The following is a 25289-nucleotide window of genomic DNA, read 5'->3' as shown; positions in this document are numbered from 1 at the left end:
ACTGGTTTCGTAAATTGGCGCTTGCCGCTGTCTTTGAACTATTGATAATTACAAGAAGAGGTCTGGTACTATGCAAGGTATCCTCTCTATACAATCGCATGTTTCTTTTGGCCATGCTGGTAACAGCAGTGCTGTTTTCCCAATGCAACGCATGGGTTTCGAAGTGTGGCCTATTCACACTGTTCAATTTTCTAACCACACTCAATATCAAGAAGGTTGGACGGGTCGTGCGTTTTCTGCTGATGACATCAACGAGTTGGTTCGTGGCCTTAGCAATATAGGCGCCCTGGACAAATGCCAGGCAGTGCTTACGGGCTATCAAGGCAGCGCAGAGCAGTGTCTTGCCGTTGCTGAAACGGTCGCAAAAGTGAAACAAGCTAACCCAGAAGCTCTGTATGTGTGTGATCCGGTAATGGGTGCTCCTGACAAAGGCTGTATTGTTGCTCCGGGTATCGCAGATCATTTATTGACTCGTCTAATGCCAATGGCTGATGTGATAGTCCCTAACCAGTTTGAACTGTCTCAATTTGCAGAGATGGAAATCCATACCTTGGATGATGCGATTGAAGCTTGTCAGCGCGCATTAGCAAAAGGTCCCAAAGTGGTATTGGTGAAACACCTGTACTGTCTGTCCGATACGAGCTTCAATATGTTATTGGCTACGCAGGAAGGTGCTTTCCTTGCTAAGCGTCCTCAATTTGAATTTGAAAAAGCACCAGTAGGTGTTGGTGATTTGATTTCAGCGATCTTTACCGCAGGCTTGTTAAAAGGCTGGACACCAAAACAAGCGTTCCAGCATTGTCATGATGCTTGCTATGGCGTATTGAATGCGACTCACCAAGCCGGTGAGTGGGAGCTGCAAACCATCGCGGCACAACAAGAGTTTGTTGAGCCTAGCGAGCATTTCCCATTAGAAGAAGTTGCATCAAGTAAGTAGCTTTGAGTTTAAATAAAAAAAGGGAGCCAATTGGCTCCCTTTTTACATTTTGTATGCGAGTACTATTGCGCTTTTTGCTGTTCTGCTTTGCAAACTGCTGCTGTGAAAATAACGTCCGTTGAGCTGTTTAGTGCAGTCTCAGCCGAGTCTTGAATCACACCGATGATGAAGCCAACTGCTACAACCTGCATTGCTACGTCGTTTGAGATACCAAACAGACCACACGCAAGAGGAATAAGAAGTAGAGAACCACCGGCAACACCAGATGCACCACAAGCTGATACAGCAGCCACGATGCTTAGTAGTACTGCAGTCATTAGGTCTACTTCAATGCCCATAGTGTGAACGGCAGCTAGGGTTAAAGTAGTGATGGTAATTGCAGCACCAGCCATATTGATGGTTGCGCCAAGAGGAATTGAGACAGAGTATGTGTCTTCGTCTAGTTTCAGCTTCTCACAAAGCGCCATGTTAACTGGGATGTTTGCAGCACTTGAGCGAGTAAAGAATGCGGTTACACCACTTTCACGTAGACATTGGAACACTAGCGGGTAAGGATTCTGCTTTGTCTTTACAAAAACAATCGCTGGGTTAACAACTAGAGCGATGACCATCATTGCGCCGAGTAATACAGCAAGAAGGTGAGCATAACCTGCAAGTGCACCAAAGCCTGTCGTAGCAAAGGTAGAAGCCACTAGGCCAAAGATACCAAATGGAGCAAGACGAATAATGAAGCGAACAATGTGAGAAACGCTGTGGCTTAGATCTTCGAATACTGCTTTAGTTGTCGCAGACGCGTGGTGTAGTGCAAGACCAAGACCGGCACCCCATGCAAGGATACCAATGTAGTTTGCTTCTACTAGTGCATTTACTGGGTTATCAACCAGTTTGAAGAGTAACGTTCGCAATACTTCAGCAATGCCTTGAGGTGGCATTGCACCTTCAGCACCGGTTACCAGAGTTAGATTGGTAGGGAAAAGGAAGCTCAGAACCACGGCGGTCAGTGCTGCGAAGAACGTCCCCATCAGGTATAGAACCACAATTGGGCGCATGTAAGTGTGCTGGTTTTTCTTTTGGTTCGCAATTGAAGCGGCAACCAAAATAAACACCAAAACTGGAGCGATTGCTTTTAAAGCGCCTACGAATAGGCTACCGAGTAATCCTGCGCTTTCAGCGTGCTCAGGGGCAATCGTTGCGAGCAACGTACCGAGAACAATACCGACGAGGATTTGGAGAACGAGGTTACCGCGAGCGTATCGGGCAACGAGACTGTTGTGTTGCATACATCATTCCTGCAATTTGATTACTTATCCTGTTTTTATAAATCCAGCCATTTTCTTGCTGAATATCACATATCTTAGCTTGGTAATATTTTGTGTCTAGTTTTAGTTTGTTTTTAGTTTAAATGTTTGCTCAATGTTGATTTAATTGATGTTAAATGTTGTAAAGTATTGTCTGTTATGAAAGGTGTGATTTTATAAAGTTATAAAAAAAGGAGGCGTTAGCCTCCTATGTTCTATAGTTTTTCTGGATGTAACAATCTAGTAACCTTGTTGTCGTTTACGCTTTTCACCCACAACATTGCGCACCATTTTTCCGAACTGTTTGTTCTGCGCTCGCTGCTTAGCGAGAGTCGCTCCATTATGGGCTTGTTCTCGCAATAACTTCTGGTAGTTGGTAAAGCGGCGTAACTCCAATGAACCACCTTCAATTGCGGCTTGAACTGCACATCCAGGTTCGGTTTGATGTTGGCAATCATTGAATCGGCAGCTTTCTGCTAGCGCTTCAATATCAGCAAAAGTTTCGCTGACCCCTGCTTCACTGTCTGCCAACTGGATCTCACGCATTCCTGGTGTGTCCATTAGGATTGCACCTGAGGGCAGTAAATGGATTGAACGAGAGGTTGTAGTGTGTCGACCTTTGCTGTCATCTTCGCGAATACCACCAGTTGCTTGTTCTTGCTTGCCAAGTAGGGTGTTCACTAAGGTGGACTTTCCTACCCCAGAAGAGCCGATGAACGCAACGGTCTGGCCTTCGCCACACCAACTCATCAATTTGGTGACGCTCGATTCATCCAGACCATTAACGCTTTCTACCATAAGCAGAGGATCAAGCTTTTGTACCTGAGCTTTAAGCTCATCAGCATCGTCACATAAGTCGGCTTTTGTCAGCACAATGACGGGCTCGACGTCGGATTCATTGATGAGTGCTAAGTAACGCTCAATTCGGCTAAGGTTAAAATCGTGGTTGAGTGAACACACGATAAATACCGTATCCACGTTGGCGGCGATAAGCTGCTCGGCTACTTTACTGCCCGCGGCTTTGCGACTAAATAAACTACGGCGTTCAAGCAAACGAGAAAACTGTTGCTGGTGGTTTAATATTACCCAGTCGCCGACGGTCATGCTGGGTAGCGAGGCTTGGATTGGTAAGTGGGTTTCACCTTGTTCGCTAACCACGACATAGCCACTACGATGGTGAGCAATCACTCGTGCAAAGAGTGTGTATTCGTAATCGTCTAACGTCAGTTGTTGTTGAAAAAATGGTTTCCAACCTAATAGCTTTAGTGGGTTAGGTTGAGTAAGTAGTGATTCACAAAAAGAATGTGTTTTATTCATTGTTGAATTATCCCGGGCGCAACAAAGCGCCTTAATACAAATCGCATTAGGGTCTAATTCGCATAGAGCTGACCCCGGTGAAGACCGGGCAAAGAAGGGAGGTGTTGTGGCTTAGCCACGAGAAAAAGTGGACGTTTACCCTTTCGCTGCCCAGTTAGTGTTTGTCATTACAATCATCATATTTCCTCTTGGTTGGTGAGTTAACGGCCGGAGTATAGCGGCTGTGATTCGATTCTTACAACTCCATTGCGTTTTATATGTGTTTTATTCGACGTTCTTCCATCTCTTGCGAATAAGTATTGGCTTTTACGCCATAGATAATTTGGATATGTCGCTCATCAATGATCACCACACCATGTGCCCCGTGTGCTTTCAATGCTTTTTGATTCACGATAGCAGTGTCTTTTAGAGTTAGGCGTAACCTTGTCGCGCAAGCACCAGTTTCCACCAAATTATCCATGCCACCAATAGCGTCAATGATGGTATCAACGTCCTGTTCCAGATTTGGATTCACTTGCGTCAGCATTTTAAATACGCGAGAAAGGGCTTTTAACATGGTGAGAAACTCGTTTGGCAGCAAAGCCTTGTTTATATCTCAGCTGCGGTCTATTGACTCTGATTTAGAACACAAAAGTTAGCATTGGGAAATGGGAGGGCAGCTTATGTTTATTGATAGGAGAAAATGTTGGGGGAATAAAAAAGCTCCTCATGCAGAGGAGCTTTGGCTTGATGTTCCGAGCAAGAATCAGTGGTGATGTTCGTGCTTTTTCATTCCTGCCATGACTTTCTTCACTGGAGCGGTAAAGCTTTGCTTTTGACCGTTGCCGTAAGTCACTGTGACTTCGATTTCGTCGCCTTCGTTAAGTGGCTTTTTAAGGTCAAATAGCATGATATGCAGGCTGCCCGGTTTTAGCTCTGTGGTTTCTTTTGCCGTTAATGTGATGTGGTCTACCTGACGCATCTTCATTACGTCACCTTCTTTAATCACATCGTGCAGTTCGACTTTACCCGCTGCTGGTGTTTCTGCCGCGACGATATTGATGTCTTCTTGGCTACGGTTAGCAAAAGTGACAAAGACCGCACTAGTGACAGCGCCTGGCGCCATTGCTCGCGCATACGGCTCATGTGGCATCACGTTGAGATTCGCTTGTGCCAAAGGGCTTAGAAGTAGGGCGGAGAGTGCCAACGTTTTGATTGCATGCTTAGCTTTCATTGGTTTTTCCTTCTGCAGTCAGTTTGGTTATCGCCTCGACAATTGGTGCAGGCGTTAAGGTATGCGGCACTTTGGTGATGAGTGTGCCGTCAGGCTTTAAGAAATAGAAGTAAGAACTATGGTCGAGCGTGTATTTCAGCTCTGAGCCTTCGAGTTCCGTTTTACGGAAAATAACACCGTACTTGTGGGCAAGCGGAGTTGTCACCTCGAGTGGCGCTGACAAACCTTCAATCATAGGGTGGAAGTAGTGAGCATATTTCGCTGACGCATCTGCTTCGTCGCGTTCTGGATCAAGCGAGATGAACATCGGACGTAGCTGGGATTTTTGTGTATCGTCAATTTGATTGAGTGCGCCTGCCAGCATAGCTAAAGATGTTGGGCAAACGTCCGGGCAGCGTGTAAAGCCAAAATAAACGATGCGAATACGATCATCGCTGGTATCGAAGATATCGACGGGTTTCTCGCCTTCACCAAACAACACGCTTTGCTCCGTCGAGACTTGCTGTTTTTTCTCGACGTCTTTTTGTCCGTCTAGGTAAGTTTTAGCGCCAAAGCCGAGGACAAAAGCCACCACGAGAAAGAGAGACCAATTACGGCTCATATCAATTCCTTATCTTTGCATTTTTAGGGCTGGATAGATGGTGTCTTTGCCATCTGAAAGCTCACCAACCCACGTCATTGCATCGTGTGTACAAACGGGCAATATCACATCACCCACGAATTTACCTGGCGCCACTTTCTTCAGCATGAATTTTGGCTCGCCCATTTCCATTTCTCGCCCAACCAAGCTTAATACAAGCTGATCGGCGTCGCTGTCTTGCCATTCGACTTCGAGCTTCGCTGGGATCAAAGGTTGAGCAGTATCGACGCTGAGCGTCATCGCAACATCATTTTGGATGCAAGGGTCGGTAGAAAGGAAACAGTATTCATCGAGCGATTTAGGCTCGGGTGCTGAGGAAAAATTTTTGATGAGGGTAGGCGCGTAAAAGCCGGCGACCAGCGCCACGGCTATCCCTGCGATTTGTAACACTTTCATTAAGATTCAGTACTTATCACTTAACATTGAGTGCATCCTAGCACAGATGGCATATATGAAAACTCGTAACTTCGACAAACTGTGCACTATACCCAGTAACCTAGTTTTGAATTGAATCGGGGATATGTACTTGAACCCACACCAATAAAAAAGCGGAGCCATTGGCTCCGCTTCTAAAATTACTGACGTGCAATTATGGTTATTTGTCTGAGTCTGCAAACTTCTCTAAACCAAGTACCAGCGCGATTGCTGCCAGCATCATCACGACAGCCAACACAAGTTGTGAAGGTTGAGAAGTGATGTGCTCAAACTCAAATGGTGACAGGTTATTTTGCAGTAGTGGTACTTGCTCGCCTTTCGAGTTGGTGCGCCAAGTTAGCGTCTCTTTCCAAGGCCAGATCTTTGGTAGCGTGCCGATCATCAAGCCCGTTAGGAACATCAAGGTTAAATCGCGGAACTTGCGTAGTAACCAAGATAGCAGGTGAGAGAAGGACAGAAGACCAACAACACAGCCTGCAAGGAACAGCGCAAGGATATCAATTTGGAAACCTTTAACCGCACCTAAAACGGGAGTGTACATGCCGATCAACAGCAGAATAAAGCTTCCAGAGATACCCGGTAGAATCATTGCACAGATCGCGATAGCGCCAGCAAGAATGGTGTTGATCGCCGTTGGTTCCATGTGGAGTGGTTTAAGTACAGTGATACAGTAAGCGAAGCCAATTCCAACCAACAGCGCAACAAAGCGAATCGCATCACGTTGTTCTACTTGGCGGATGATGTGATATACAGAGACCAAGATTAGGCCGAAGAAGAATGACCAAATTGGGATTGGGTGTGTTTCCAGCAGCCACGTGATCAGCTTTGCCAACGTTGCAATACTGGTAAGGATGCCCGCAAACAATGAGATTAGGAAGAAGCCATTAATGTGATTAAATGCGGCTTTGAAGCCTTCTTTTCTCCAAATTGAAAAAAGAGAAGGGTTAATGCGACGGATACTCTCGAGCAAGGTGTCATAAATACCAGTTATAAATGCGATGGTGCCGCCTGATACGCCTGGTACCACATCAGCAGCACCCATGGCTATCCCTTTAAAGAAGGTAGTTAAATAGTTCATTTCTCAAATACTAAGTCATGTAAGTGGCAGTGAGTATACAAACATTGATGTCAAAAAAGTATGAATTCATATTCAATTTCTTGTAGGGATGTGTAACTAGATAAGATGGCCTAATTCTGATGAGTTAATTATCATCACTTTAGCGTTGTTGCATGTTGCAATTTCATTTCGCAACTTTTTTTTGCATAATGCAATTGTTGGAGAGGGGAAATGATTTGATATGCGACCTTATACCCAAAAATAGCACTTCAAAAGTTGGCACGCTTAATGCATAATGCTTTTCGACCCTTCTTAAGCCGAGGGTCACCTAGCCAACTGACGTTGTTAGTGAATAAAATTTGTTCACAATATATATAAGCCAATCGCACTAATTGCGGTTGGCTATTTTTTTGCCTGTTGTATCCCTAGTTATCTTGAGGTTACTTGGGTATATATGTACAACGTTTCTTACGTGCTTTGCAATTTGCACTTTTCAAAGATTATTGAGTAATAAAAAAGGGCTGACGCATTACGCCAACCCTTATGTTTACGCTTTATTTAATCCGCTAAATCAGTAACCCATTAGTTGCAACAAGTTCTCAGCTGTCACGATTGCTTCCTTACGGTTGGCAATATTTAGCTTTTGGTACAAGTTGCGAATGTGAGTCTTGATAGTCGTGCCAGCGACATCAAGTTCTTGTGCGATTTGCTCATTACTAAACCCTGAGTAAATCAGGCCAAGTACCTGCCATTCACGTTGAGTCAGTGGGCTCGTACGGACCAACTCTGGTACGTTCGGGTGGTTCACCAGTTTCTCAATAAAGTCTTCATCAAAGTGAATCGAGCGACTGCGCTGGTTTGAAGAAATGTCTTTCATCAATTGCTGAGCGCGATGGCGTTCTAGATCGCCTAGTTCATGACGTAGGCTGAGCTTTTCAAGTAGACCACCAATGGTTGCGCCATCAATGAGGAAATTACCCACCATGCCTGTTTGATTGGTCATGACTAACGCTTCTTTAAGTAGCGTTTTTGCTTTCTCTTCATCTTTTTGCTTAGCCGCCAAAACTGCGTCAACCACTAAGTTGCGATTAGTGTCTGTGATCAAGTTTGCTCGAGATGCTTCGCTTTGTAGGAAATCAAGCGCTTGTCGAGCGTCATCATACTGGCCTAAATTGATATGGGCACGAACGATGTTTCGCCACTGGAGTTGAGAGAAATGGTTGCATGCGGACTCTGGTTTCACTGCCGAGTTTAACCATTCTTGAATTGCTTCAGTGTTCCCACGTGCTTGCCAGAACAAAATCAGAGATAACGAGGCGTTTGCCATCCAATCTACGTGATAAGTCGATTGTTTCATCAAATGCTGCATGTGCTCGATGAACTTGCCTGCCTTATCCAGTTCACCACGGCCAATAGCGATTCGTGCCAGCATTGAGTAACTGTGTAAGTGCTTACTCGGTGAATGGCTTTCTAGAATTTGTAGGCCTTTGTAAGCGCACTCTTCGGCTTCATCTAGGCGGTTCCAGCACCACAGCACTTGTGCTCGGATACGAAGTAAGAACTCATGCAAAGGAACATGTTGCAGTTGTTGATCTTCAATCAAGCGGAAACCTGAGTCTTGCAATTCAAATGCAGCTTGAACATAGCCTTGAGCAATTAAGATTTCGCTTTGTTGCAGAATAGCCCAAAGTGCTTGATGGTAAACTTGATATTGACGCGCCAGCTTTTCTGTTTGCTGCATCATAGGTAAAGCACGGTCGAGTTTACCGAGCACGTGGTTTACTTCACCCACGACTGAAGTTGCAACAATGCGGCTACGATAGACTGTGTGGTCTAACTGACTTAATGCCAATTCTGCGAGTTCAAGCGCATGTTCTGGTTGGTTGCTGTTAATGGCAACTTGAGCAAGTAGCGCGTTGGCTTGTCCTTGATAATGAATATCCAGTTCAATGTCGCGTTTACTGTGCTCTTCTTCTGCTTCCGCTAGTAGCTGACCGACTTGATTGTAACGGTGCTGACTTTGTGCCAACCACGCTCTTAGCATGGTGAGTTTAGGGTGACTGAATAGCAGGTCGCAATCTAGTTGATTAATGGCTGACTCTAGCGTGCTTAGCTCACCTTGGTTAAACATCTTCCAGCCAAACTCGTTAAGAATTTCGACAACGAGATCTTTGTCGTTCGATTTTTGAGCATGATGAATCGCTTGATGAGGCGCTTTCTGTTGCAGCCACGCGACGGCAGCATTGCGGTGAAGATCTTTTTCTTGTTGAGGAATGCGAGCTAAACGTTCGTGAGATAAGAATTCTGCAAACAAGTTATGGAAACGGAACCAATTATGCTCGCCTTCGAGTGGGTAGATAAATAAGCCGTAACGGTTTAATGACTCGATCATCCCCAGCGCATCTTCACGTTGTGTTAGGGCAAACACTAGTCCGTCGTTGAAGTGATCAAGGACAGATACTTGCATTAAGAAATGACGCGTTTCTGAATCTAGCAAGTCGAATACTTCTTCAACGAGGTAATCCCATAAGTGGGCATGGTTAAACTGAGACACTGATTCGACTGTTTGCGCCAGCGTGCGATTTTGGTGCTGGGCTTGGAGGGCAATCAATTGAAGTGCTGAAGGCCACCCCTCTACATAGGTACGTAGGTTATTTGCGGTGTCCTCATCAATCCCGTCCTCGATTCGTTGATTGAAGAAGCGAGTGGTCTCTTCGATATCGAACGCCAGCATTTCATTGCCAATTTCGATCATCAGGTCGCGAACACGTAAGTTTGCGGTACCCAAAGGAGGGTTTGCGCGGCTGGTTACGACGACAGTAAGGTTATCTGGCATGTGCTTGAGGAAGAATCGCATGGACTCGTGGACTTCATCATTAGTGATTAGGTGATAGTCATCCAAAACGATGTAGCATTCTTGTTGGAAATCGGCCATTTCGGCGAAAACTTCACTGTATAAAGAGCGCAATGACGAAAACTGGCGCTTCTCCGCCAGTTTCTGAGAGTTCGAGCAGTTGTGATTAGTTGCTTTGTTCAGCGCTTGCAAAAGGTAATTGACGAAACGAAAACCATCATTATCACTGTCATCTATGCTGTACCAGCCAACATTTGGCTTATCTGATAGCCACTGAGCAGCCATAGTGGTTTTTCCGTAACCTGCTGGTGAACGAAATAAAACCAGCTTATAAAAGGGCGCTTGTTGTAGTAGGTCCAATACTCTTGGGCGAACAATGGCATTATGCAATCGTCCTGGGCGAGTAAGTTTAGAAGGGATCCACATTTTATATGTCCTTTGTTTATGCGTATCTAGCAATCAATCCGTTTTTACTTTTTATTGCCACAAGGTGCCTATTCATCTCGTGGATGCAGCACGACTAAAAATGTGGCTAGAGATCACTTAGGTACATGAGCTAGCGAAAAATAATTCTTAAACGAACGTAAACGGGCAGCGTTGGTTAATATTTATACTACTTTCCTATGTGTTGTGGATGTTACGACATCCGAAATGTCTCTTACTTTGATCCACTTCCTAATTCTCAAGAGTTGATGCAATTGCCACCAACTACGCCCTTAATTTGTGATTTGGCTCACTTTAAAATCGAATGTAGTGAACGTGTATAGGCACAGTTGCGCACATATTAAAGGAAGTTTGGTTTTATTCGCTGTTTTTGTGTGATCGAATAGACAGTTTTTACAACAAGCAAAAATGGCGTAATAAATATCGTCACTTTGAAAAAGTAATCTAAATAACGATGTGATGTGATCCTAATCACTAAGAACTCGTTAAATGAGCCTTGTGTTGAGAGTTGGATCACTAACTTCGCAATGGTCCCCTCTCTACGCCCTACTTCCTACTCCCGTTAAGGAGGAGAAATAGGAGGATGTTTATTCACAGGGGGAAATGCAGGATGTATGGCAGATGAATTAATACAAGACGTGAGAATTTCTTAATGAAACCTACTCAACAGAAAAAATTTGACAAGAAGTCGTTCCAAGAAAGCGTAAAGAAACACCTATCAGTGACTTACGCACACACTATTGAAAACGCAGACAGCCGCGCATGGTACCTAGCAATGGGTCGTGCATTGGCTGAATTCACTACTTGTGATTTGCTTGCTACTGAAGCTGACCCTCGCATCCAAAAAGCGAAAAGCGTTAACTACCTTTCACTAGAATTCCTTATCGGTCGTTTGACTGGTAACAACCTAATCAGCATGGGTCTTTACGAAGAGATCACTGAAGCAATGGCTGAACTAGGTCACAACCTAACGGACCTTTTAGAAGAAGAACGCGACCCATCATTGGGTAACGGCGGTCTTGGTCGTCTAGCAGCATGTTTCATGGATTCATGTGCCGCTCAAGAATTCCCAACAGTAGGCTACGGCCTGCATTACGAGTACGGTCTGTTTAAGCAGTCGTTCAAAGATGGTCGTCAACAAGAAGCTCCAGACGCATGGCGTGGTGTAGAAGGCTACCCATGGGAAGTGGCTCGTCCAGAACTTGCGCAAGAAATCGGCTTCTACGGTCACGTTGAAGTGGTAAACGAGAACGGTAAAGAAGTTCGTAAATGGGTTCCTGGCATGTCTGTAAAAGCAATGCCTTGGGATCTGCCTATCGTAGGTTACGAATCAGACACGGTTTACCCTCTACGTCTTTGGGAATGTCAGGCTATCGCACCATTCTCACTAGAAAGCTTTAACAATGGTGACTACTTCGAAGCTCAGCACGCGCTGATCGACGCTGGTAACATCACTAAAGTGCTTTACCCGAACGATAACCACGAGAAAGGTAAAACACTACGTCTAATGCAACAGTACTTCCACTCAGCAGCGTCTGTACGCGATATTCTACGTCGCCACGAAGCAGCAGGTTACTCGCTAGCGGATCTACCTAAGCAAGAGACTATCCAGCTTAACGATACGCACCCAACTATCGCTATCCCTGAGCTAATGCGCATCCTAGTAGACGAGAAAGGTCTAACTTGGGAAGCGGCATGGGAAATCAGTGCAAACACGTTCGCTTACACGAACCACACACTACTTCCAGAAGCTTTAGAGACTTGGTCTGAGTCGCTAATTCAGCGTCTACTTCCACGTCACATGGAAATCATTTTTGAAATCAACCACCGCTTCCTACAAGAAGTTCGTAAGATGTGGCCTGGTGACGGTGAGAAGCAAGCGAAGCTTTCTATCATCCAAGAAGGTTTCCACCGCATGGTTCGCATGGCTAACCTATGTGTAATCGGTTCTTACGCAGTTAACGGCGTAGCAGCACTTCACTCTGAGCTAGTTAAGAAAGACCTATTCCCAGAGTTCCACGAGATGTACCCAACTCGTCTACATAACGTGACAAACGGTATTACACCTCGTCGTTGGTTGAAGTTCTGTAACCCAGGTCTATCTAACCTTATCACTGGTAAGATTGGTTCTGAGTGGCCAGCGAAACTTGAGCAACTAGAAGGTATTGCCAAGTACGCAACAGATGCGAAATTCCAAAAAGAATTCATGGCTGTTAAGAAAGAAAACAAACAGCGCCTAGCGGATTGGGTTAAAGAGAACATGGGTATCGAGCTAGATACTAACGCTATCTTTGATGTGATGATCAAGCGTCTGCACGAGTACAAGCGTCAGCAACTTGATTTGCTACACATCTTGTCTCTATACCACCGCATTATCAACGATCCAAACTTCGAGTGTACTCCACGCGTATGTTTCTTCGGCTCTAAAGCGGCGCCAGGTTACCACCTAGCGAAAGAGATCATCTTCGCGATTAACAAGATTGCAGATAAGATCAACAACGACCCACGCATTGGCAACAAGCTGAAAGTGGTATTCATCCCTGACTACCGTGTAAGCATGGCTGAAATGCTAATCCCAGCAGCGGACGTTTCTCAACAAATCTCGCTAGCGGGTAAAGAAGCATCTGGTACTGGTAACATGAAGATGGCTCTAAACGGTGCGCTAACTATCGGTACGATGGATGGTGCGAACGTTGAAATCCGTGAAGAAGTGGGCGACGAGAACATCTACATCTTCGGTCTAGACGTTGAAGGCGTAAAAGCAGCGAAAGCTGCTGGCTACAATCCATACGACTACTACAATGCTGACCACCTACTGAAAGCGTCTCTAGACCTACTGACAGGTGACGAGTTCACGCCAGGTCAACCAGGCCTGCTACGCGCTACATTCGATAGCCTACTAGATGGCGGTGACCCATACCTATGTCTTGCTGACTTCGCATCTTATGTGAAAGCGCATGAAGAAATGGGCAAACAATACAAAGACCAAGCAGGCTGGGCTAAGAAAGCAATTCTTAACACTGCCCTAGTTGGTAAGTTCACATCAGACCGCTCGATTCGAGACTATGTGAACAACATCTGGAAACTTGAAGCGGTAAAACGTTAATAGAACCCAGTTAAGACCAAGGTAGCCGAGCGCTACCTTTGGTCATTTCAAAGATAAATTATTGATAACAATAAAACCCTACATGGAAGGTGTTGGTATTACCTTCGGAGAAAGCGATGAAAGAACAAACAGCATTAAAGAAAGTCGCAGACATGGCGCGATTGGCTGACAGCTACGTCAGCGCGTGGGGAGACGAAGCAAAAGTTTCTGAAGAGACTCTGCGCCGCTTGCTCACTTCACTTGGCTACGATACTAGCAGCGATGAGAAGCTATTGGCTTCTGCTGAACGAAAACATAAAAAAGACGTACTAGCCCCTGTTCTTGTTTTACGCGACGGCGATCCTGTCGAAGTGGAACTAAACCTAGGCACGAGTGCTCGTGAGAGTGAATTTAGCTGGCGTTTAGAAACAGAACAAGGAGAGGTACTTGAAGGCTATCTTCAGTCGCAAATTGTTCGTGATGAACGAGCTGAGGGTGGCCCTCTAGTGTTTGCATTGCCAAAGAACTTGGCATGGGGTTACCACAAACTGATCATCAGTCGTAAACGTCGTAAGACTCCTTACGAAATGTCGCTGATCATCACACCGAAAGCGTGTTTCAAACAAGAAGATTTAAACCAACACAAAAAGCTATGGGGTCCAAGCATTCAGCTTTACACACTGCGCACTCAGCACAACTGGGGTATCGGTGACTTTGGCGACCTTAAGCAGTTGGTAAGCGACATCGCATCGCGTGGCGGTGACTTCATTGGTTTGAACCCAATTCATTCATTGTTCCCAGCGAACCCAGAAGGTGCGAGCCCATATAGCCCGTCTTCTCGTCGTTGGTTGAACATCATGTACATCGACGTAAGTTCAGTGCCTGAATTTGCGTTAAGTGCAGAAGCTCAGCAACGCGTTGGCAGCGCAGAGTTCCAGCAACGTCTGCAAAAAGCTCGTGACTCACACTGGGTGAACTACACCGAAGTGTCTGAACTCAAGATGAGTGTTTTACCGCTGCTGTTTAGCGAGTTCAAAGCACGTCATCTAGACAAGAACACTGATCGCGCGCGCGCATTCCTGGAGTTTGTAGAACTTGGCGGCGAAAGCCTACTTCACCAAGCAGCATTCGATGCGCTACACGGTGAACTGCATGCTGAAGATTCAAGCGTGTGGGGCTGGCCGGTATTCCCTGAGAAGTTCCGCACATTTGATTCTGCAGCCACTCAGAAGTACATCAAAGACAACGCAGAACGTGTTCACCTGTACATGTACTTGCAGTGGATCGCTGACGATCAAATTAAAGAAGCACAAGCGCTAGCTGAAGAAAAAGGCATGACGGTTGGTCTGTACCGTGACCTGGCTGTTGGTGTTGCGGATTCAGGCAGCGAAACTTGGGCTGATGATGGCAACCTAGTTCTGGACGCTAGTATTGGTGCTCCACCCGATATCCTTGGCCCTCTTGGTCAAAACTGGGGTCTACCACCGCTTAACCCACAAGTGTTGGAAGCGACCGGTTACGACGCGTACATCAAGTTACTACGTGCGAACATGAAACACTGTGGTGCACTTCGTATTGACCACGTACTTGGTCTACTTCGTCTGTGGTGGATTCCAAAAGGTGAGAAGGCAACTGAAGGTGCTTACCTGTACTACCCAGTTGAAGACATGCTAGCAATCCTAGCACTTGAGTCACATCGTCATCAGTGTTCAGTTATCGGTGAAGATTTGGGTACAGTGCCTGATGAAATCGTGGATATCCTTCGTGACGCAGGTGTTCACTCGTACAAAGTGTTCTTCTTCGAAACATCAAAAGATGACGGCGGCTTTATTTCTCCGAAGCATTACGCTGAACAGTCTATGTCAGCACTGTGTACGCACGATATGCCAACCCTACGTGGCTTCTGGCATTGTGATGACTTGAAGATGGGTCGTGAGATCGGTCTATACCCTGACGAAGAGCAACTAGAAGGCTTGTTTGATGACCGTCTGAAGTGCAAACAAGGTATCCTAGACAGCGTTCGTTGGCATGGTTACCTACCAGAAGGTATTGGTCATGACGCACAATATGTGCCGATGGATACTTACCTAAGTGAAGCGTTGCAGTTGCACGTGGCTGCGGGTGATTCTGCACTGTTGAGTGTTCAACTTGAAGACTGGCTAGAAATGGATCAACCGGTCAACATTCCTGGTACGGTAAATGAGTACCCGAACTGGCGTCGTAAACTGTCGATGAACCTAGATGAAATCTTCAGCCGTGAAGACGTAAATCGTATTTCTAAGCGCCTAACTGAAGTGCGCGCGAAAGCGAGCAAATAAGGTGAAATGAGTGATGTAGCAATTACTTAAATTAATTGTACCGAGGTACGAAAGTAAAGCCTAGGTCACTCATTGAACCGGCACAATCCGTTAGGATGAAGTACCGTTATTATGCCCGCAAAAATAGCGGGCATTTTTGCTTTTTGACGCTGTTAAATTCGATAACAGAGTCTCTTATGTGAATTCACAACGTTTGGCTGTGGAAACCGATGTTCGAAAATATATGGAGAATATCGGGGCTAGGGAGAAAGATTTGAAAACTAAGGTAAAGAAAAACCACGAACGTGCTTACGAACTATTATCTCAGGCGGCTTACTCAGATCCATTTGCGTCGCTTGGTCCATTCATTGATGACGGCGAAGGGTCATTACGTGTGTGGATGCCGGGTGCGGATAACGTCGAGCTAGTCGTCACTGGTGAACCCCGCGTTGCACTTGAGCGCGAAGGCGAAAGTGGTTTTATTTTAAAAGAAAAGCACGACTTAAACCTGACTCATTACCAACTTGCCGTGGATTGGAATGGCGTTGAACAGTTGATCGACGACCCTTACCAGTACCACAACATTTACCAAGAATATGAACACCTGCATACACCAAAAGACATGTACCGCTATATGGGCTCGCAATTTGTGACCCTAGAGCGTGGTGGTGAAAACATCTCTGGTGTTCGCTTCTTGGTTTACGCACCTCACGCATCGGCAATTAGCTTAGTGGGCAGCTTCAACCAATGGGATGGCCGTCGTCATCCAATGCAACGCCTAGACTACGGTATCTGGGGCTTGTTTATTCCTGGTTTGGAAGAGGGCGTACAATACAAATTTGAACTCAAAGGTCCGAATGGGGAAGGGCTGCCTCACAAACAAGATCCTTGGGGCTTCTACTCAGAGCAATACCCATCTTTCGCATCGATCACTTACGATCACAACCGTTACCAATGGCAAGACGCGAAATGGCAGAACCGTGCAGTGACGCAAAAGCGTGATGAAGCACTGTCTTTCTACGAGCTGCACGCAGGTTCTTGGAAGCGTAATGAAGATGGTGATTTCTTAAACTATCGTGAACTGGCCGCTGAATTAGTACCTTACCTTGTAGACATGGGCTACACCCACGTTGAGCTAATGCCAGTTTCTGAACACCCGTTCTTTGGCTCTTGGGGTTACCAACCAGTAGGTCTGTTTGCGCCAACGAGTCGTTACGGCTCACCTGATGATTTCAAATTCTTTGTTGATGCGTGTCACCAAGCGGGTCTTGGTGTAGTACTGGATTGGGTTCCTGCACACTTCCCATCGGATGATCATGGCTTAGCGAACTTTGATGGCACACCACTGTTCCACGATCCAGATCCGCGTCGTGGTTGGCATCAAGATTGGAACTCATACATTTACGATTTAGGTCGTGAACATGTGCGTCGTTTCCTTGTGTCTAACGCGCTGTACTGGTTCGAGCAATTCCACATTGATGGCATTCGCGTAGATGCAGTGGCTTCGATGCTTTACCTTGATTACTCACGCAGCCATGATCAATGGATCCCGAATGCGGATGGCGGCAATGAGAACTATGATGCGATCGCAACTCTGAAGTGGATGAACGAAGAGGTCTACAAACACTTCCCGAACGCAATGACCATTGCAGAAGAATCGACCGCATTCCCAGGTGTATCCGCGCCGACCTTTATGGGCGGTTTAGGCTTCGGCTTTAAGTGGAACATGGGTTGGATGCACGACAGTCTTTCTTACATCCAAGAAGATCCTATTCATCGTAAATACCACCACAATACCATCACGTTCCCGCTTGTTTACGCACACAGCGAGAACTACGTACTGTCGCTGTCTCATGATGAGGTTGTGTACGGCAAGGGCTCGATCCACAACAAGATGCCAGGTGATGAGTGGCAACAAACCGCGAACCTACGTGCTTACTACGGCTACATGTATGGTCAACCGGGTAAGAAGCTAAACTTCATGGGTGCAGAGCTTGGTCAAACCGCAGAATGGAACCACGATGACCAGCTACAATGGTTCTTGCTGGAGTTTGGTCGCCACCAAGGCGTGCAAGCACTGATTCGAGACTTGAACCACTTGTACCGCAACGAAGCGGCGATGCACGATCAAGATTGTGTGCCAGCTGGCTTTGAATGGCGTCTACAGGATGAGGCGGAAGCAAGCATTCTTGCGCACGAGCGTATCAGCCAAGATGGCGAACGCGTATTAGTGATCAGCAACTTCACGCCAGTGCCGCATGAGCGTTTCCGTTTGGGTGTGCCAATGGAAGGTACATACGAGCTTCTTCTAAACACAGACGATGCGAAATATAACGGCAGCGGTTTTGAAGTGGTAAGCCGAGTAGAAACAGAAGAAGTAGAAAGCGAGTCGCTACCTCAGTCTCTTGAGTTACGTTTGCCACCGCTATCGACGATATTCTACAAACTGATTAAATAGCTATCATTAATCAAACAGTAAGCCCGGTTTACATTGTAAATCGGGCTTTTTTTAACCAATTTTTGACCTTGCAAACTTGTTGTTCTACCTTGAATCAGGCAATCTTCGCTCCCATTTAATTAAACAGCCACAAATAGAGATTCATCAGTGGCGTACCCCTTACTCTGGTTAGGCAAATAAAGCATGCTGAAAAGACTGAAGTTGTTTCTATTCAAAATTTCATTGGTTTTGTTACTGACTCCCGTTTTGCTGGTGGGCTTCGTCAAATACGTGAATCCACCAGTGTGGGGATGGAAGGTCAGCCGCATGATCTCGCCACCAGAAGGGTACCCAGAAAGTAGCCAACAAGAGTGGGTGCCACTGTCTGAGATTTCAAAAAACATCCAACTGGCAGTCATGGCAACGGAAGATCAGAAGTTTCCTCATCATTATGGGGTGGACTTTGATTCGTTGTTCAAAGTTATTTCACAAGCCGGTGAGAATGGACCTTCTCGTGGTGCTAGCACAATTACTCAACAAACAGCGAAGAACGTATTTCTATTCCCTTCTCACTCTTATGTGCGCAAGGCGTACGAGCTTTACTTTGCTTTGTTGATGGAAGCGATGTGGAGTAAAGAGCGCATTCTCGAAGTGTATTTAAATGTGGTGGAGTTTGGTCCCGGTATTTACGGTATCGAAGCGGCAGCACAAAACTATTACGGCATTCGGGCTAGCCAACTAACCCAATGGCAAGCCGCAAGATTGGCAGTGGTCCTGCCTAATCCTTACAAGATTAAAGTGTACCCGCATACTAACTACACCCAACACCGCACCAATTGGGCCCTGACCCAAATGCGCAATCTGGGCAATGTGCAGCTGTAGATATTTGGGGCTTAATGTCTTGGCAAAACTCGGATAAATAGAACTACGCCCCGATAAAAGCAAAATGTGAAGCGTCACAAGCTTTAGGGCGTAGCCTTTCAGAATGATGTGCTCAGTTTTTCATCCATTTACTATTAGTGTGAATAAAACTACAACACGAATACTGCGCCTATGCGCAACCAATGGACTGAACGATGAAACTGAATCTGATTACGACTACCTTATTGCTTGCATCGGCAAGTGCCATCGCCGAGCCAAACATCACCATTTCTACCACGACCAACAGCCGTGACTTTCCTTTAAGTGCAGAGCAGCCTTTGGTTGTGCCCTTAACCAAAGACGGCTACACGCTCAAAATCACGGGTGTTGAAGGCGACTGTGTCGCGCCTGACGGTCAGAAGGTCAAATTCAACAAGCCTATCGCGTTGAACTGCGGTAAGCCTACGGAACTGCCATTAAAAATCCGCTTTACGGGTGATTACTCTTTCGCTTTTGATGCAGAAGCGAAAACACTGCGTTTTAAGCGTGAACCCAAGAAAGCCGCAAAGACTGAATTCAAACGTCCAATTCCACAAGTGCAATGTGAAGTGTACCAAGGTGGGGAAGTCACGATCGCTCTGGGCAATAGCTTCCCTGACGGTACGAAGTTACGTGATGCCTATTCGGGTCAGATGGTGGAAGTGAAAGATCAACAAGTATCGCTGACGCCAAGTAAAGGTTCTGGCGGTTTGGTGCTACTAGAGCCAGTGAAGAAAACCAAAGAAGCAGTGCCGTTCGACTACCGTAATGCCAACATTTACTTCGTGATGGTCGACCGTTTTAACAACGCCGATACGAGCAATGACAACAGCTATGGACGCAAGAAAGACGGCAAAGAGGAAATCGGCACTTTCCACGGTGGTGATCTAAAAGGTGTGATCGAGAAACTGGATTACATCAAGAGTCTAGGTACCGATGCTATTTGGCTATCGCCAATCGTCGAGCAAGTGCATGGCTTTGTTGGTGGTGGCGATAGCGGTTCATTCCCATTCTACGCTTATCACGGTTACTGGACGCGTGATTTCACCAAGATTGATGAGAACTTTGGTAACGAAGATGACCTTAAAGTGCTGGTGGAAGAGGCGCATAAACGTGGCCTCAAAGTCTTGATGGACGCAGTAATCAACCACACTGGCTACTCAACGTTAGCCGATTTGCAATTTGACGGTATTGAGGTGTTAAAACCAAACGCTGACCTACCTAAGAAGTGGGGTGATTGGCAACCAAAAGCGGGTGAAAATTGGCATAGCTACCACCAGAATATTGATTACCAGAGTCCAAACTGGGCGAAATGGTGGGGCGGCGACTGGGTAAGAACGGGTTTACCGGGCTACCCTGCACCGGGCAGCAGCGATATCACCATGTCATTGGCGGGTTTACCTGACTTTATCACTGAATCAGACAAAGCCGTGAAGCCAGCGCAATGGCTATTAGATAATCCGGGCACACGTGTAGAAGCGCGTGACAATTACACCGTCTCGGATTATTTGATTGAGTGGCAAACTGACTGGGTGAAACGCTTTGGCATTGATGGCTACCGTGTCGATACGGTGAAGCACGTAGAAGGTGATGTGTGGAAACGCTTGAAAGAAGAAGCTTCGAGCAGCCTTGAGCAGTGGCGTAAAGAGAACGGCAAATCAGGTCAGCCATTCTGGATGATGGGCGAAGTATGGGGACATACAGCATATCGCAGCCCATATTTTGACGATGGCTTTGATGCGTTGATTAACTTCGACATGCAGAAGAAATTAGATAAAGGCGCGGCGTGTTTCAGCCAAATGGCAGACACCTACCAAAGTTACGCGGATACCATCGCGAATGAGAAAGACTTCAACCCAGTGAGCTACATGTCTTCTCACGATACCGAGCTGTTCTTCTCTCGCTTCAAAGATTACGGCATGCAGCGTAACGCCGCGAATGCACTGCTTCTAAGCCCTGGTGCTGTTCAGGTTTACTACGGTGACGAAGTGGGTCGCAACATTGGTCCTTACGCGGATGATTTTCACCAAGGTACTCGTTCTGACATGGTTTGGAAACTATCGGATGAGAAACAAGCGTTACTCAAGCATTGGCAGACACTTGGTCAGTTCCGTAAAGCGCACCCAGCGATTGGTGCGGGTGAGCATCACGTGATTGAACAAGAAGGCGCGTACGTGTTCTCTCGTTCGCTTGGCAATGACAAAGTCGTTGTGGCGTTTGTAGGGCGCGATAAGTAGTTAGAACTGCGTTCTAAGCCTAGATAGAAAAAGCCCTTCCTTGAACACTCAAGGAAGGGCTTTGTTGTTTTTGATTGTTACTTATCTATTTCAATAGTTATTTCATTAGCTCTTGGTCGATAACTTTCTCAAGCTCTTCGAAAGGCACATAACCCGGAATGACTTGGTCATTGATAATGATAGCTGGTGTGCCTCGTAGACCTAAGCGAGTGAAGTACTCGTAGTTTTTATCCAACAACGCTTTGGTCTCTTTGTCGTCAACAAGCTGTGCTTCGGTGCCTGTTTTCTTAGCGATTTTTTGTAGTGAACTTGCATCATGTGGCCCCGGCTTCTTCACCAACAAGTCGTGTACTTCTTTGTACTTGTCATGTTGGTTCTGCCAAACATTTAATGCGTAACTTGCCGAGTTGTAACCGTTCTTTTCGTACTGTTCTTTGAACGATACCGTCATGTTCAGCACTTTTACCTGCGGGTATTCTTTCTCGACTTTAACTAACTCACCTTCAAGACGCTTACAGAAAGGACAGCTGTAATCGGTCACGTTGATGATGGTCAGTTCTGGATTCTCTGATCCGAATGACGAGTGCTTGCCATCGTTTAAGTAAGTGCGCACTTCATCCAGCGTCGTGCTAAACGTCTTTTGGTAAGCGACGTAGTCTTGCAAGTTCTGATGCAGCGCATCTAGGAGCTGTGGATTCTCTTTAAGCAGTTGATTGATCTCGTCGAGCTTCTCTTGCGATGTCTTTTCTGCTGCGTGTGAAAACAGTGGAGTGAGTGCGATAGCCACAGTTAATAGTGTGCGAGTGAATTTCATGATTTTTCCTAAAACTCTTTTTCTTTGCGGTTTTGCCGCGAAGTGATTAAAAATAAACGATTTAAGGTCAATAGATCCTAGCCATCGAGTTTTATTCTCTAAACACACACAGTTTGAGGTGCACCCGAACTTTTTCGGGTATCGGCTCGGTATGATGACGGAAAGCGTTACGTTCACCGCCACTGATGGAAAGCAAGACAAACGCAAATAGAAATAAGGGCACAATAAAGCTGTCGAGATGGTTTTGTGACACCTGAATCAGCTTTTCAGACAGTTCACACTGCTTATTTAGTCCTTTTGTGCTCTTTTCTTGCTGCGCAGTGGCGTGCTCAGGCGCGACTTGATCGCTAATGAGAGGGCAAGATTGATAGAGGCCCGCATTTTTACTTAGACAGATCACGATAACCCAAGCCACAAGGGCGAGTGTCCATCGAGCGATGTTGGATTGTGATCGAAGCAAAAGGCAAACCCTGAATAATTCTCATAATTATGACCGAACCACCCTAAATTAAATTGCACAGAAAATTTGTTAGTTTTTGGTCAAGAAATCTCAAATAAGCAACAAACCATGAAGCACGTCGAGAATGTGGCTAATCACAAACTTGTTCCAAACTTTAGCTTGCTTTGTTAATGGATTGGATGGGTAAGTTTTCAGATAAATATACCTTATCTTGGTCATAAATATTTATTATCTTTTAAATGTGATTAAAATCATAAAATAAAACTTCATAATTAAGCTGCATGGCTGTTCGGTAAATGGATTGATTTTGATCATCTCTCTAGCACGTCGTTCAAGGGATTATCTATGTGTTCTGTTCCACATACATAGGTGAATTTATGACAAGCCCTGTTCATGCTGAACGCAAGGTGACGATTGGGTGTTACATTGCACTCGCGTTTGCGGTTGTGTTCTTTTCTGGTCTGATGCAATCCAACGAATGGTACGGTGTATTCGACTTTACAACGCTTAATGGCTCTTTTGGTAAAGTGGCCTACGGCGTAACGGAAGGTGCGGATGGCGCGGTACAAGCTGCGACCACTTCTTTCCGCGGTACTGGCGGTAGCGGTGCTCGTGACGGTTTCATTTTTGCGCTTACTTTGATCCCAACCGTTATGTTCGCATTAGGTATGATCAACGTACTTGAACACTACGGTGCACTTGAAGCAGCTCGTAAGCTTCTTACTCCACTTCTACGTCCTCTAATGGGCATCCCTGGTAACTCAGGTTTGGCTCTGATTGCTTCTCTACAAAGTACCGATGCAGGTGCAGCGATGACGCGTCAGCTAAAAGATGAAGGCCACCTAACTAAGCGTGAAACAGACGTATTTACCATGTTCCAGTTCACTGCGGGTGCAACCATCGTGAACTTCTTCTCATCGGGTGCGGTATTGTTCACGTTGACGATGGCTGACGGCTCTCTAGCAGTAACTTCTTCTATTGGTTTGGCGGTTGTGGTGATGTTCGCGTTTAAGATCATTGGCGCGAACCTATTCCGTATCTACCTAAACATGACGGAAGGTAAAGAAGACAAGCAAGACCAAAACAAATCAGAGAACCTAAAAGAGGAGACGGCATAATGGGTGACGTTAAAGCGAAAAAACCAATGGTGACGGATATCTTCGTCGAAGGTGCTAAGAAAGGTTGGGTGATTGCGACTACCTCTACGGTTCCTAACGTATTGATGGCGTTCGTTATCATCAAAGCACTGCAAATCACTGGCGCGCTGGATCTGATGGGTACGGTGTTCTCTCCAATTATGGCGGTGTTTGGTCTTCCGGGTGAAGCGGCAGCGGTATTGATCGGTGCGTGGATGTCGATGGGCGGTGCGGTTGGCGTAGTGATCACGCTGTTTGACCAAGGCATCCTGAACGGCACGCATATTGCGATTCTTGCGCCTGCTATCTACTTAATGGGCTCTCAAGTTCAGTACATGGGTCGTATCATGGGGCCTATCGGTACTGAAGGTCGTTACATCCCAGTTATGATTGCAATCTCAGTATTGAACGCGTTTGGCGCAATGCTGGTGATGAATCTGTTTGTCTAGGAGTGAGTCATGCAATTCTCTCTAAATGAATATCTAGAAGAGCTACGTCCGCTAATCAATGTGGATTGTGGCACTTACACCACTGATGGTATCGAGTTTATCGCTTCTCAATTTGAAGAGAAATACCAAGCGATGTCAGGTTGGAGCGTAAAACGCATCGACTGTGGCAGAGCGGGTGTTGGTCTTGAAGTTCGAAATAAGCCGGAAGCTGCTCACATTGATGTGATGCTGATTGGTCACATGGATACCGTGTTCCCTGTGGGTACCGCTGAGCTTCGTCCAATGTCTCAAGATGCAGAGAAAGCCTACGGTCCGGGCGTCTCGGACATGAAATCTGGTTTGCTGAACATCGTATACGCGATGCGCAGTCTAGACCAAGCGGTGTTGGATAAGTTGTCTATCGCTATCTGCATGAACCCAGATGAAGAGACGGGCTCTCTGGACTCTGTGGATTGGATTCAATCAGTTGCGAAAAACGCTAAGAATGTACTGGTTGCAGAAGCCGCACGTGCAGATGGTGGTTTAGTCAAAGCGCGGAAAGGTATGGCTCGCTACAAAATGACCTTCAACGGCGTTGCTGCTCACGCAGGTAACGAACCAGAGAATGGTCGCAGCGCAATCACAGAGATGGCGAACTGGATTCTGGCTGTCAATGCAATGACCAACTTTGAATCTGGTACCACGTTGAACGTCGGTATTGTTTCTGGCGGTAACGGTGCGAACATCGTCCCTGAGCACGCTGAAGCGATCGTGGATGTGCGCTTCTGGAGTAATGAAGAATACGATGATGTCGACAGCAAGCTAAACGGCATGCTGGAAACACCATTCGTTGATGGTGTGAGTATCGAATTGGTTCGTGAAGCTTACAAACCTTCTATGGTGCCAAGTGCGCAAACGGAAAGCCTGATGGCATTAGTTGAAGAAGCCGCAAGTGAACTGGCTATCGACATCAACTGGAAAGAAGTGGGTGGCGGGTCTGATGCAAATAACACGGCAATTCTTGGCGTTCCAACTTTGGACGGTCTAGGACCTATCGGTGCAGGCTTCCACAGTGATCAAGAGTACTTGTTGCTTGAGTCTATCGAACCACGTATCAAAATGTTGATGCGTGTACTGGAGAAGATTGCTCTATAAGGCATTCTGCTTCCAAAACCTGGTTTCAAAACCTTTTGGTTTCCAAAACTTTTTGTTTCCAAAGCAATAATCCCCGGACTTCGGTTTGGGGATTTTTTTATCTAGCCAATTGGCTTCCTTTCTTCATTATCATTACTCGCTATTA

19 protein-coding genes are annotated in these 25289 nt (G+C 46.1%); 9 read left to right on the top strand and 10 right to left on the bottom strand.

Features of this window, described 5'->3' with window-relative positions; genetic code table 11:
- Nucleotides 1–70 precede the first annotated feature (70 nt).
- Nucleotides 71–937 carry a pyridoxal kinase PdxY gene (gene pdxY / locus J4N37_RS20005; protein ID WP_252043202.1) on the top strand — a complete coding sequence of 289 codons (867 nt, stop codon included), beginning with the start codon at nt 71–73 and terminating at the stop codon, nt 935–937.
- 62 nt (nt 938–999) lie between these two features.
- Here pdxY and sstT read toward each other — a convergent pair whose 3' ends face one another.
- The 8 genes from sstT to malT all read right to left on the bottom strand — a co-directional run bounded on the left by sstT (nt 1000) and on the right by malT (nt 10177).
- On the bottom strand, nt 1000–2217 hold the full coding sequence (gene sstT, locus J4N37_RS20000) for a serine/threonine transporter SstT (protein ID WP_252043200.1): 1218 nt from the start codon (nt 2215–2217) through the stop codon (nt 1000–1002).
- Nucleotides 2218–2475: 258 nt separating this feature from the next.
- A complete protein-coding gene (rsgA, locus tag J4N37_RS19995) occupies nt 2476–3552 on the bottom strand; it encodes a ribosome small subunit-dependent GTPase A (RefSeq protein WP_252043199.1) in 1077 nt (358 codons plus the stop codon).
- A 253-nt stretch (nt 3553–3805) separates the two neighbouring features.
- On the bottom strand, nt 3806–4108 hold the full coding sequence (locus J4N37_RS19990; protein WP_138942529.1) for a PTS sugar transporter subunit IIB: 303 nt from the start codon (nt 4106–4108) through the stop codon (nt 3806–3808).
- A gap of 189 nt (nt 4109–4297) precedes the next feature.
- On the bottom strand, nt 4298–4765 hold the full coding sequence (locus J4N37_RS19985; protein WP_010450610.1) for a copper chaperone PCu(A)C: 468 nt from the start codon (nt 4763–4765) through the stop codon (nt 4298–4300).
- On the bottom strand, nt 4755–5366 hold the full coding sequence (locus J4N37_RS19980; RefSeq protein ID WP_010450612.1) for an SCO family protein: 612 nt from the start codon (nt 5364–5366) through the stop codon (nt 4755–4757). The genes J4N37_RS19985 and J4N37_RS19980 overlap by 11 nt, the downstream gene beginning before the upstream one ends.
- Nucleotides 5367–5375: 9 nt before the next feature.
- Nucleotides 5376–5801 carry a hypothetical protein gene (locus J4N37_RS19975; RefSeq protein ID WP_010450614.1) on the bottom strand — a complete coding sequence of 142 codons (426 nt, stop codon included), beginning with the start codon at nt 5799–5801 and terminating at the stop codon, nt 5376–5378.
- Between the two features lie 199 nt (nt 5802–6000).
- Complete coding sequence (locus tag J4N37_RS19970; RefSeq protein WP_038883245.1) at nt 6001–6918, bottom strand: polyprenyl-phosphate transporter; 918 nt, start codon at nt 6916–6918, stop codon at nt 6001–6003.
- 550 nt (nt 6919–7468) lie between these two features.
- The gene (malT, locus tag J4N37_RS19965; RefSeq protein WP_252043198.1) at nt 7469–10177 is read right to left on the bottom strand and encodes an HTH-type transcriptional regulator MalT; all 2709 of its coding nucleotides are present in this window, start codon (nt 10175–10177) and stop codon (nt 7469–7471) included.
- A gap of 670 nt (nt 10178–10847) precedes the next feature.
- Between malT and J4N37_RS19960 the strand changes: the two genes are divergently transcribed.
- From J4N37_RS19960 to J4N37_RS19940, 5 genes are all read left to right on the top strand, one after another.
- Nucleotides 10848–13301, top strand: a complete 2454-nt coding sequence (locus tag J4N37_RS19960) for a glycogen/starch/alpha-glucan phosphorylase (RefSeq protein WP_045390686.1) — start codon at nt 10848–10850, stop codon at nt 13299–13301.
- Nucleotides 13302–13417: 116 nt separating this feature from the next.
- A complete protein-coding gene (gene malQ, locus J4N37_RS19955) occupies nt 13418–15598 on the top strand; it encodes a 4-alpha-glucanotransferase (protein ID WP_010450621.1) in 2181 nt (726 codons plus the stop codon).
- A 223-nt stretch (nt 15599–15821) separates the two neighbouring features.
- Nucleotides 15822–18035 carry a 1,4-alpha-glucan branching protein GlgB gene (gene glgB / locus J4N37_RS19950; RefSeq protein WP_252043289.1) on the top strand — a complete coding sequence of 738 codons (2214 nt, stop codon included), beginning with the start codon at nt 15822–15824 and terminating at the stop codon, nt 18033–18035.
- Between the two features lie 183 nt (nt 18036–18218).
- Nucleotides 18219–18896, top strand: a complete 678-nt coding sequence (mtgA, locus tag J4N37_RS19945) for a monofunctional biosynthetic peptidoglycan transglycosylase (protein ID WP_252043197.1) — start codon at nt 18219–18221, stop codon at nt 18894–18896.
- 194 nt (nt 18897–19090) lie between these two features.
- The gene (locus J4N37_RS19940) at nt 19091–21151 is read left to right on the top strand and encodes an alpha-amylase (protein WP_252043196.1); all 2061 of its coding nucleotides are present in this window, start codon (nt 19091–19093) and stop codon (nt 21149–21151) included.
- 97 nt (nt 21152–21248) lie between these two features.
- Here J4N37_RS19940 and J4N37_RS19935 read toward each other — a convergent pair whose 3' ends face one another.
- Both J4N37_RS19935 and J4N37_RS19930 read right to left on the bottom strand, forming a co-directional pair.
- Complete coding sequence (locus J4N37_RS19935; RefSeq protein WP_252043194.1) at nt 21249–21965, bottom strand: DsbA family protein; 717 nt, start codon at nt 21963–21965, stop codon at nt 21249–21251.
- 91 nt (nt 21966–22056) lie between these two features.
- On the bottom strand, nt 22057–22380 hold the full coding sequence (locus tag J4N37_RS19930; protein WP_071234072.1) for a hypothetical protein: 324 nt from the start codon (nt 22378–22380) through the stop codon (nt 22057–22059).
- A 422-nt stretch (nt 22381–22802) separates the two neighbouring features.
- On the opposite strand from J4N37_RS19930, the gene J4N37_RS19925 reads away from it, so the two are divergent.
- From J4N37_RS19925 to J4N37_RS19915, 3 genes are read left to right on the top strand one after another with little or no spacing between them, the layout of a single operon-like run.
- Entirely contained in the window at nt 22803–23543 is a 741-nt protein-coding gene (locus J4N37_RS19925) for a nucleoside recognition domain-containing protein (RefSeq protein WP_005437881.1), read from the top strand.
- Complete coding sequence (locus J4N37_RS19920; protein WP_005374849.1) at nt 23543–24010, top strand: YjiG family protein; 468 nt, start codon at nt 23543–23545, stop codon at nt 24008–24010. The genes J4N37_RS19925 and J4N37_RS19920 overlap by 1 nt, the downstream gene beginning before the upstream one ends.
- A 9-nt stretch (nt 24011–24019) precedes the next feature.
- Entirely contained in the window at nt 24020–25144 is a 1125-nt protein-coding gene (locus J4N37_RS19915) for a M20 family metallopeptidase (protein ID WP_252043193.1), read from the top strand.
- Nucleotides 25145–25289: the final 145 nt, after the last annotated feature.

Origin of the sequence: Vibrio sp. SCSIO 43153 (assembly GCF_023716625.1) — a bacterium.
Classification (GTDB): Bacteria; Pseudomonadota; Gammaproteobacteria; order Enterobacterales; family Vibrionaceae; genus Vibrio; species Vibrio rotiferianus.
This window is presented reverse-complemented; position numbering and strand designations above follow the sequence as displayed.

Coding starts and splice junctions, on each gene's coding strand:
- pdxY (WP_252043202.1), top strand. CDS start 71: ATGCAAGGTATCCTCTCTATACAATCGCATGTTTCTTTTGGCCATGCT.
- sstT (WP_252043200.1), bottom strand. CDS start 2,217: ATGCAACACAACAGTCTCGTTGCCCGATACGCTCGCGGTAACCTCGTT.
- rsgA (WP_252043199.1), bottom strand. CDS start 3,552: ATGAATAAAACACATTCTTTTTGTGAATCACTACTTACTCAACCTAAC.
- J4N37_RS19990 (WP_138942529.1), bottom strand. CDS start 4,108: ATGTTAAAAGCCCTTTCTCGCGTATTTAAAATGCTGACGCAAGTGAAT.
- J4N37_RS19985 (WP_010450610.1), bottom strand. CDS start 4,765: ATGAAAGCTAAGCATGCAATCAAAACGTTGGCACTCTCCGCCCTACTT.
- J4N37_RS19980 (WP_010450612.1), bottom strand. CDS start 5,366: ATGAGCCGTAATTGGTCTCTCTTTCTCGTGGTGGCTTTTGTCCTCGGC.
- J4N37_RS19975 (WP_010450614.1), bottom strand. CDS start 5,801: ATGAAAGTGTTACAAATCGCAGGGATAGCCGTGGCGCTGGTCGCCGGC.
- J4N37_RS19970 (WP_038883245.1), bottom strand. CDS start 6,918: ATGAACTATTTAACTACCTTCTTTAAAGGGATAGCCATGGGTGCTGCT.
- malT (WP_252043198.1), bottom strand. CDS start 10,177: ATGTGGATCCCTTCTAAACTTACTCGCCCAGGACGATTGCATAATGCC.
- J4N37_RS19960 (WP_045390686.1), top strand. CDS start 10,848: ATGAAACCTACTCAACAGAAAAAATTTGACAAGAAGTCGTTCCAAGAA.
- malQ (WP_010450621.1), top strand. CDS start 13,418: ATGAAAGAACAAACAGCATTAAAGAAAGTCGCAGACATGGCGCGATTG.
- glgB (WP_252043289.1), top strand. CDS start 15,822: ATGGAGAATATCGGGGCTAGGGAGAAAGATTTGAAAACTAAGGTAAAG.
- mtgA (WP_252043197.1), top strand. CDS start 18,219: ATGCTGAAAAGACTGAAGTTGTTTCTATTCAAAATTTCATTGGTTTTG.
- J4N37_RS19940 (WP_252043196.1), top strand. CDS start 19,091: ATGAAACTGAATCTGATTACGACTACCTTATTGCTTGCATCGGCAAGT.
- J4N37_RS19935 (WP_252043194.1), bottom strand. CDS start 21,965: ATGAAATTCACTCGCACACTATTAACTGTGGCTATCGCACTCACTCCA.
- J4N37_RS19925 (WP_005437881.1), top strand. CDS start 22,803: ATGACAAGCCCTGTTCATGCTGAACGCAAGGTGACGATTGGGTGTTAC.
- J4N37_RS19920 (WP_005374849.1), top strand. CDS start 23,543: ATGGGTGACGTTAAAGCGAAAAAACCAATGGTGACGGATATCTTCGTC.
- J4N37_RS19915 (WP_252043193.1), top strand. CDS start 24,020: ATGCAATTCTCTCTAAATGAATATCTAGAAGAGCTACGTCCGCTAATC.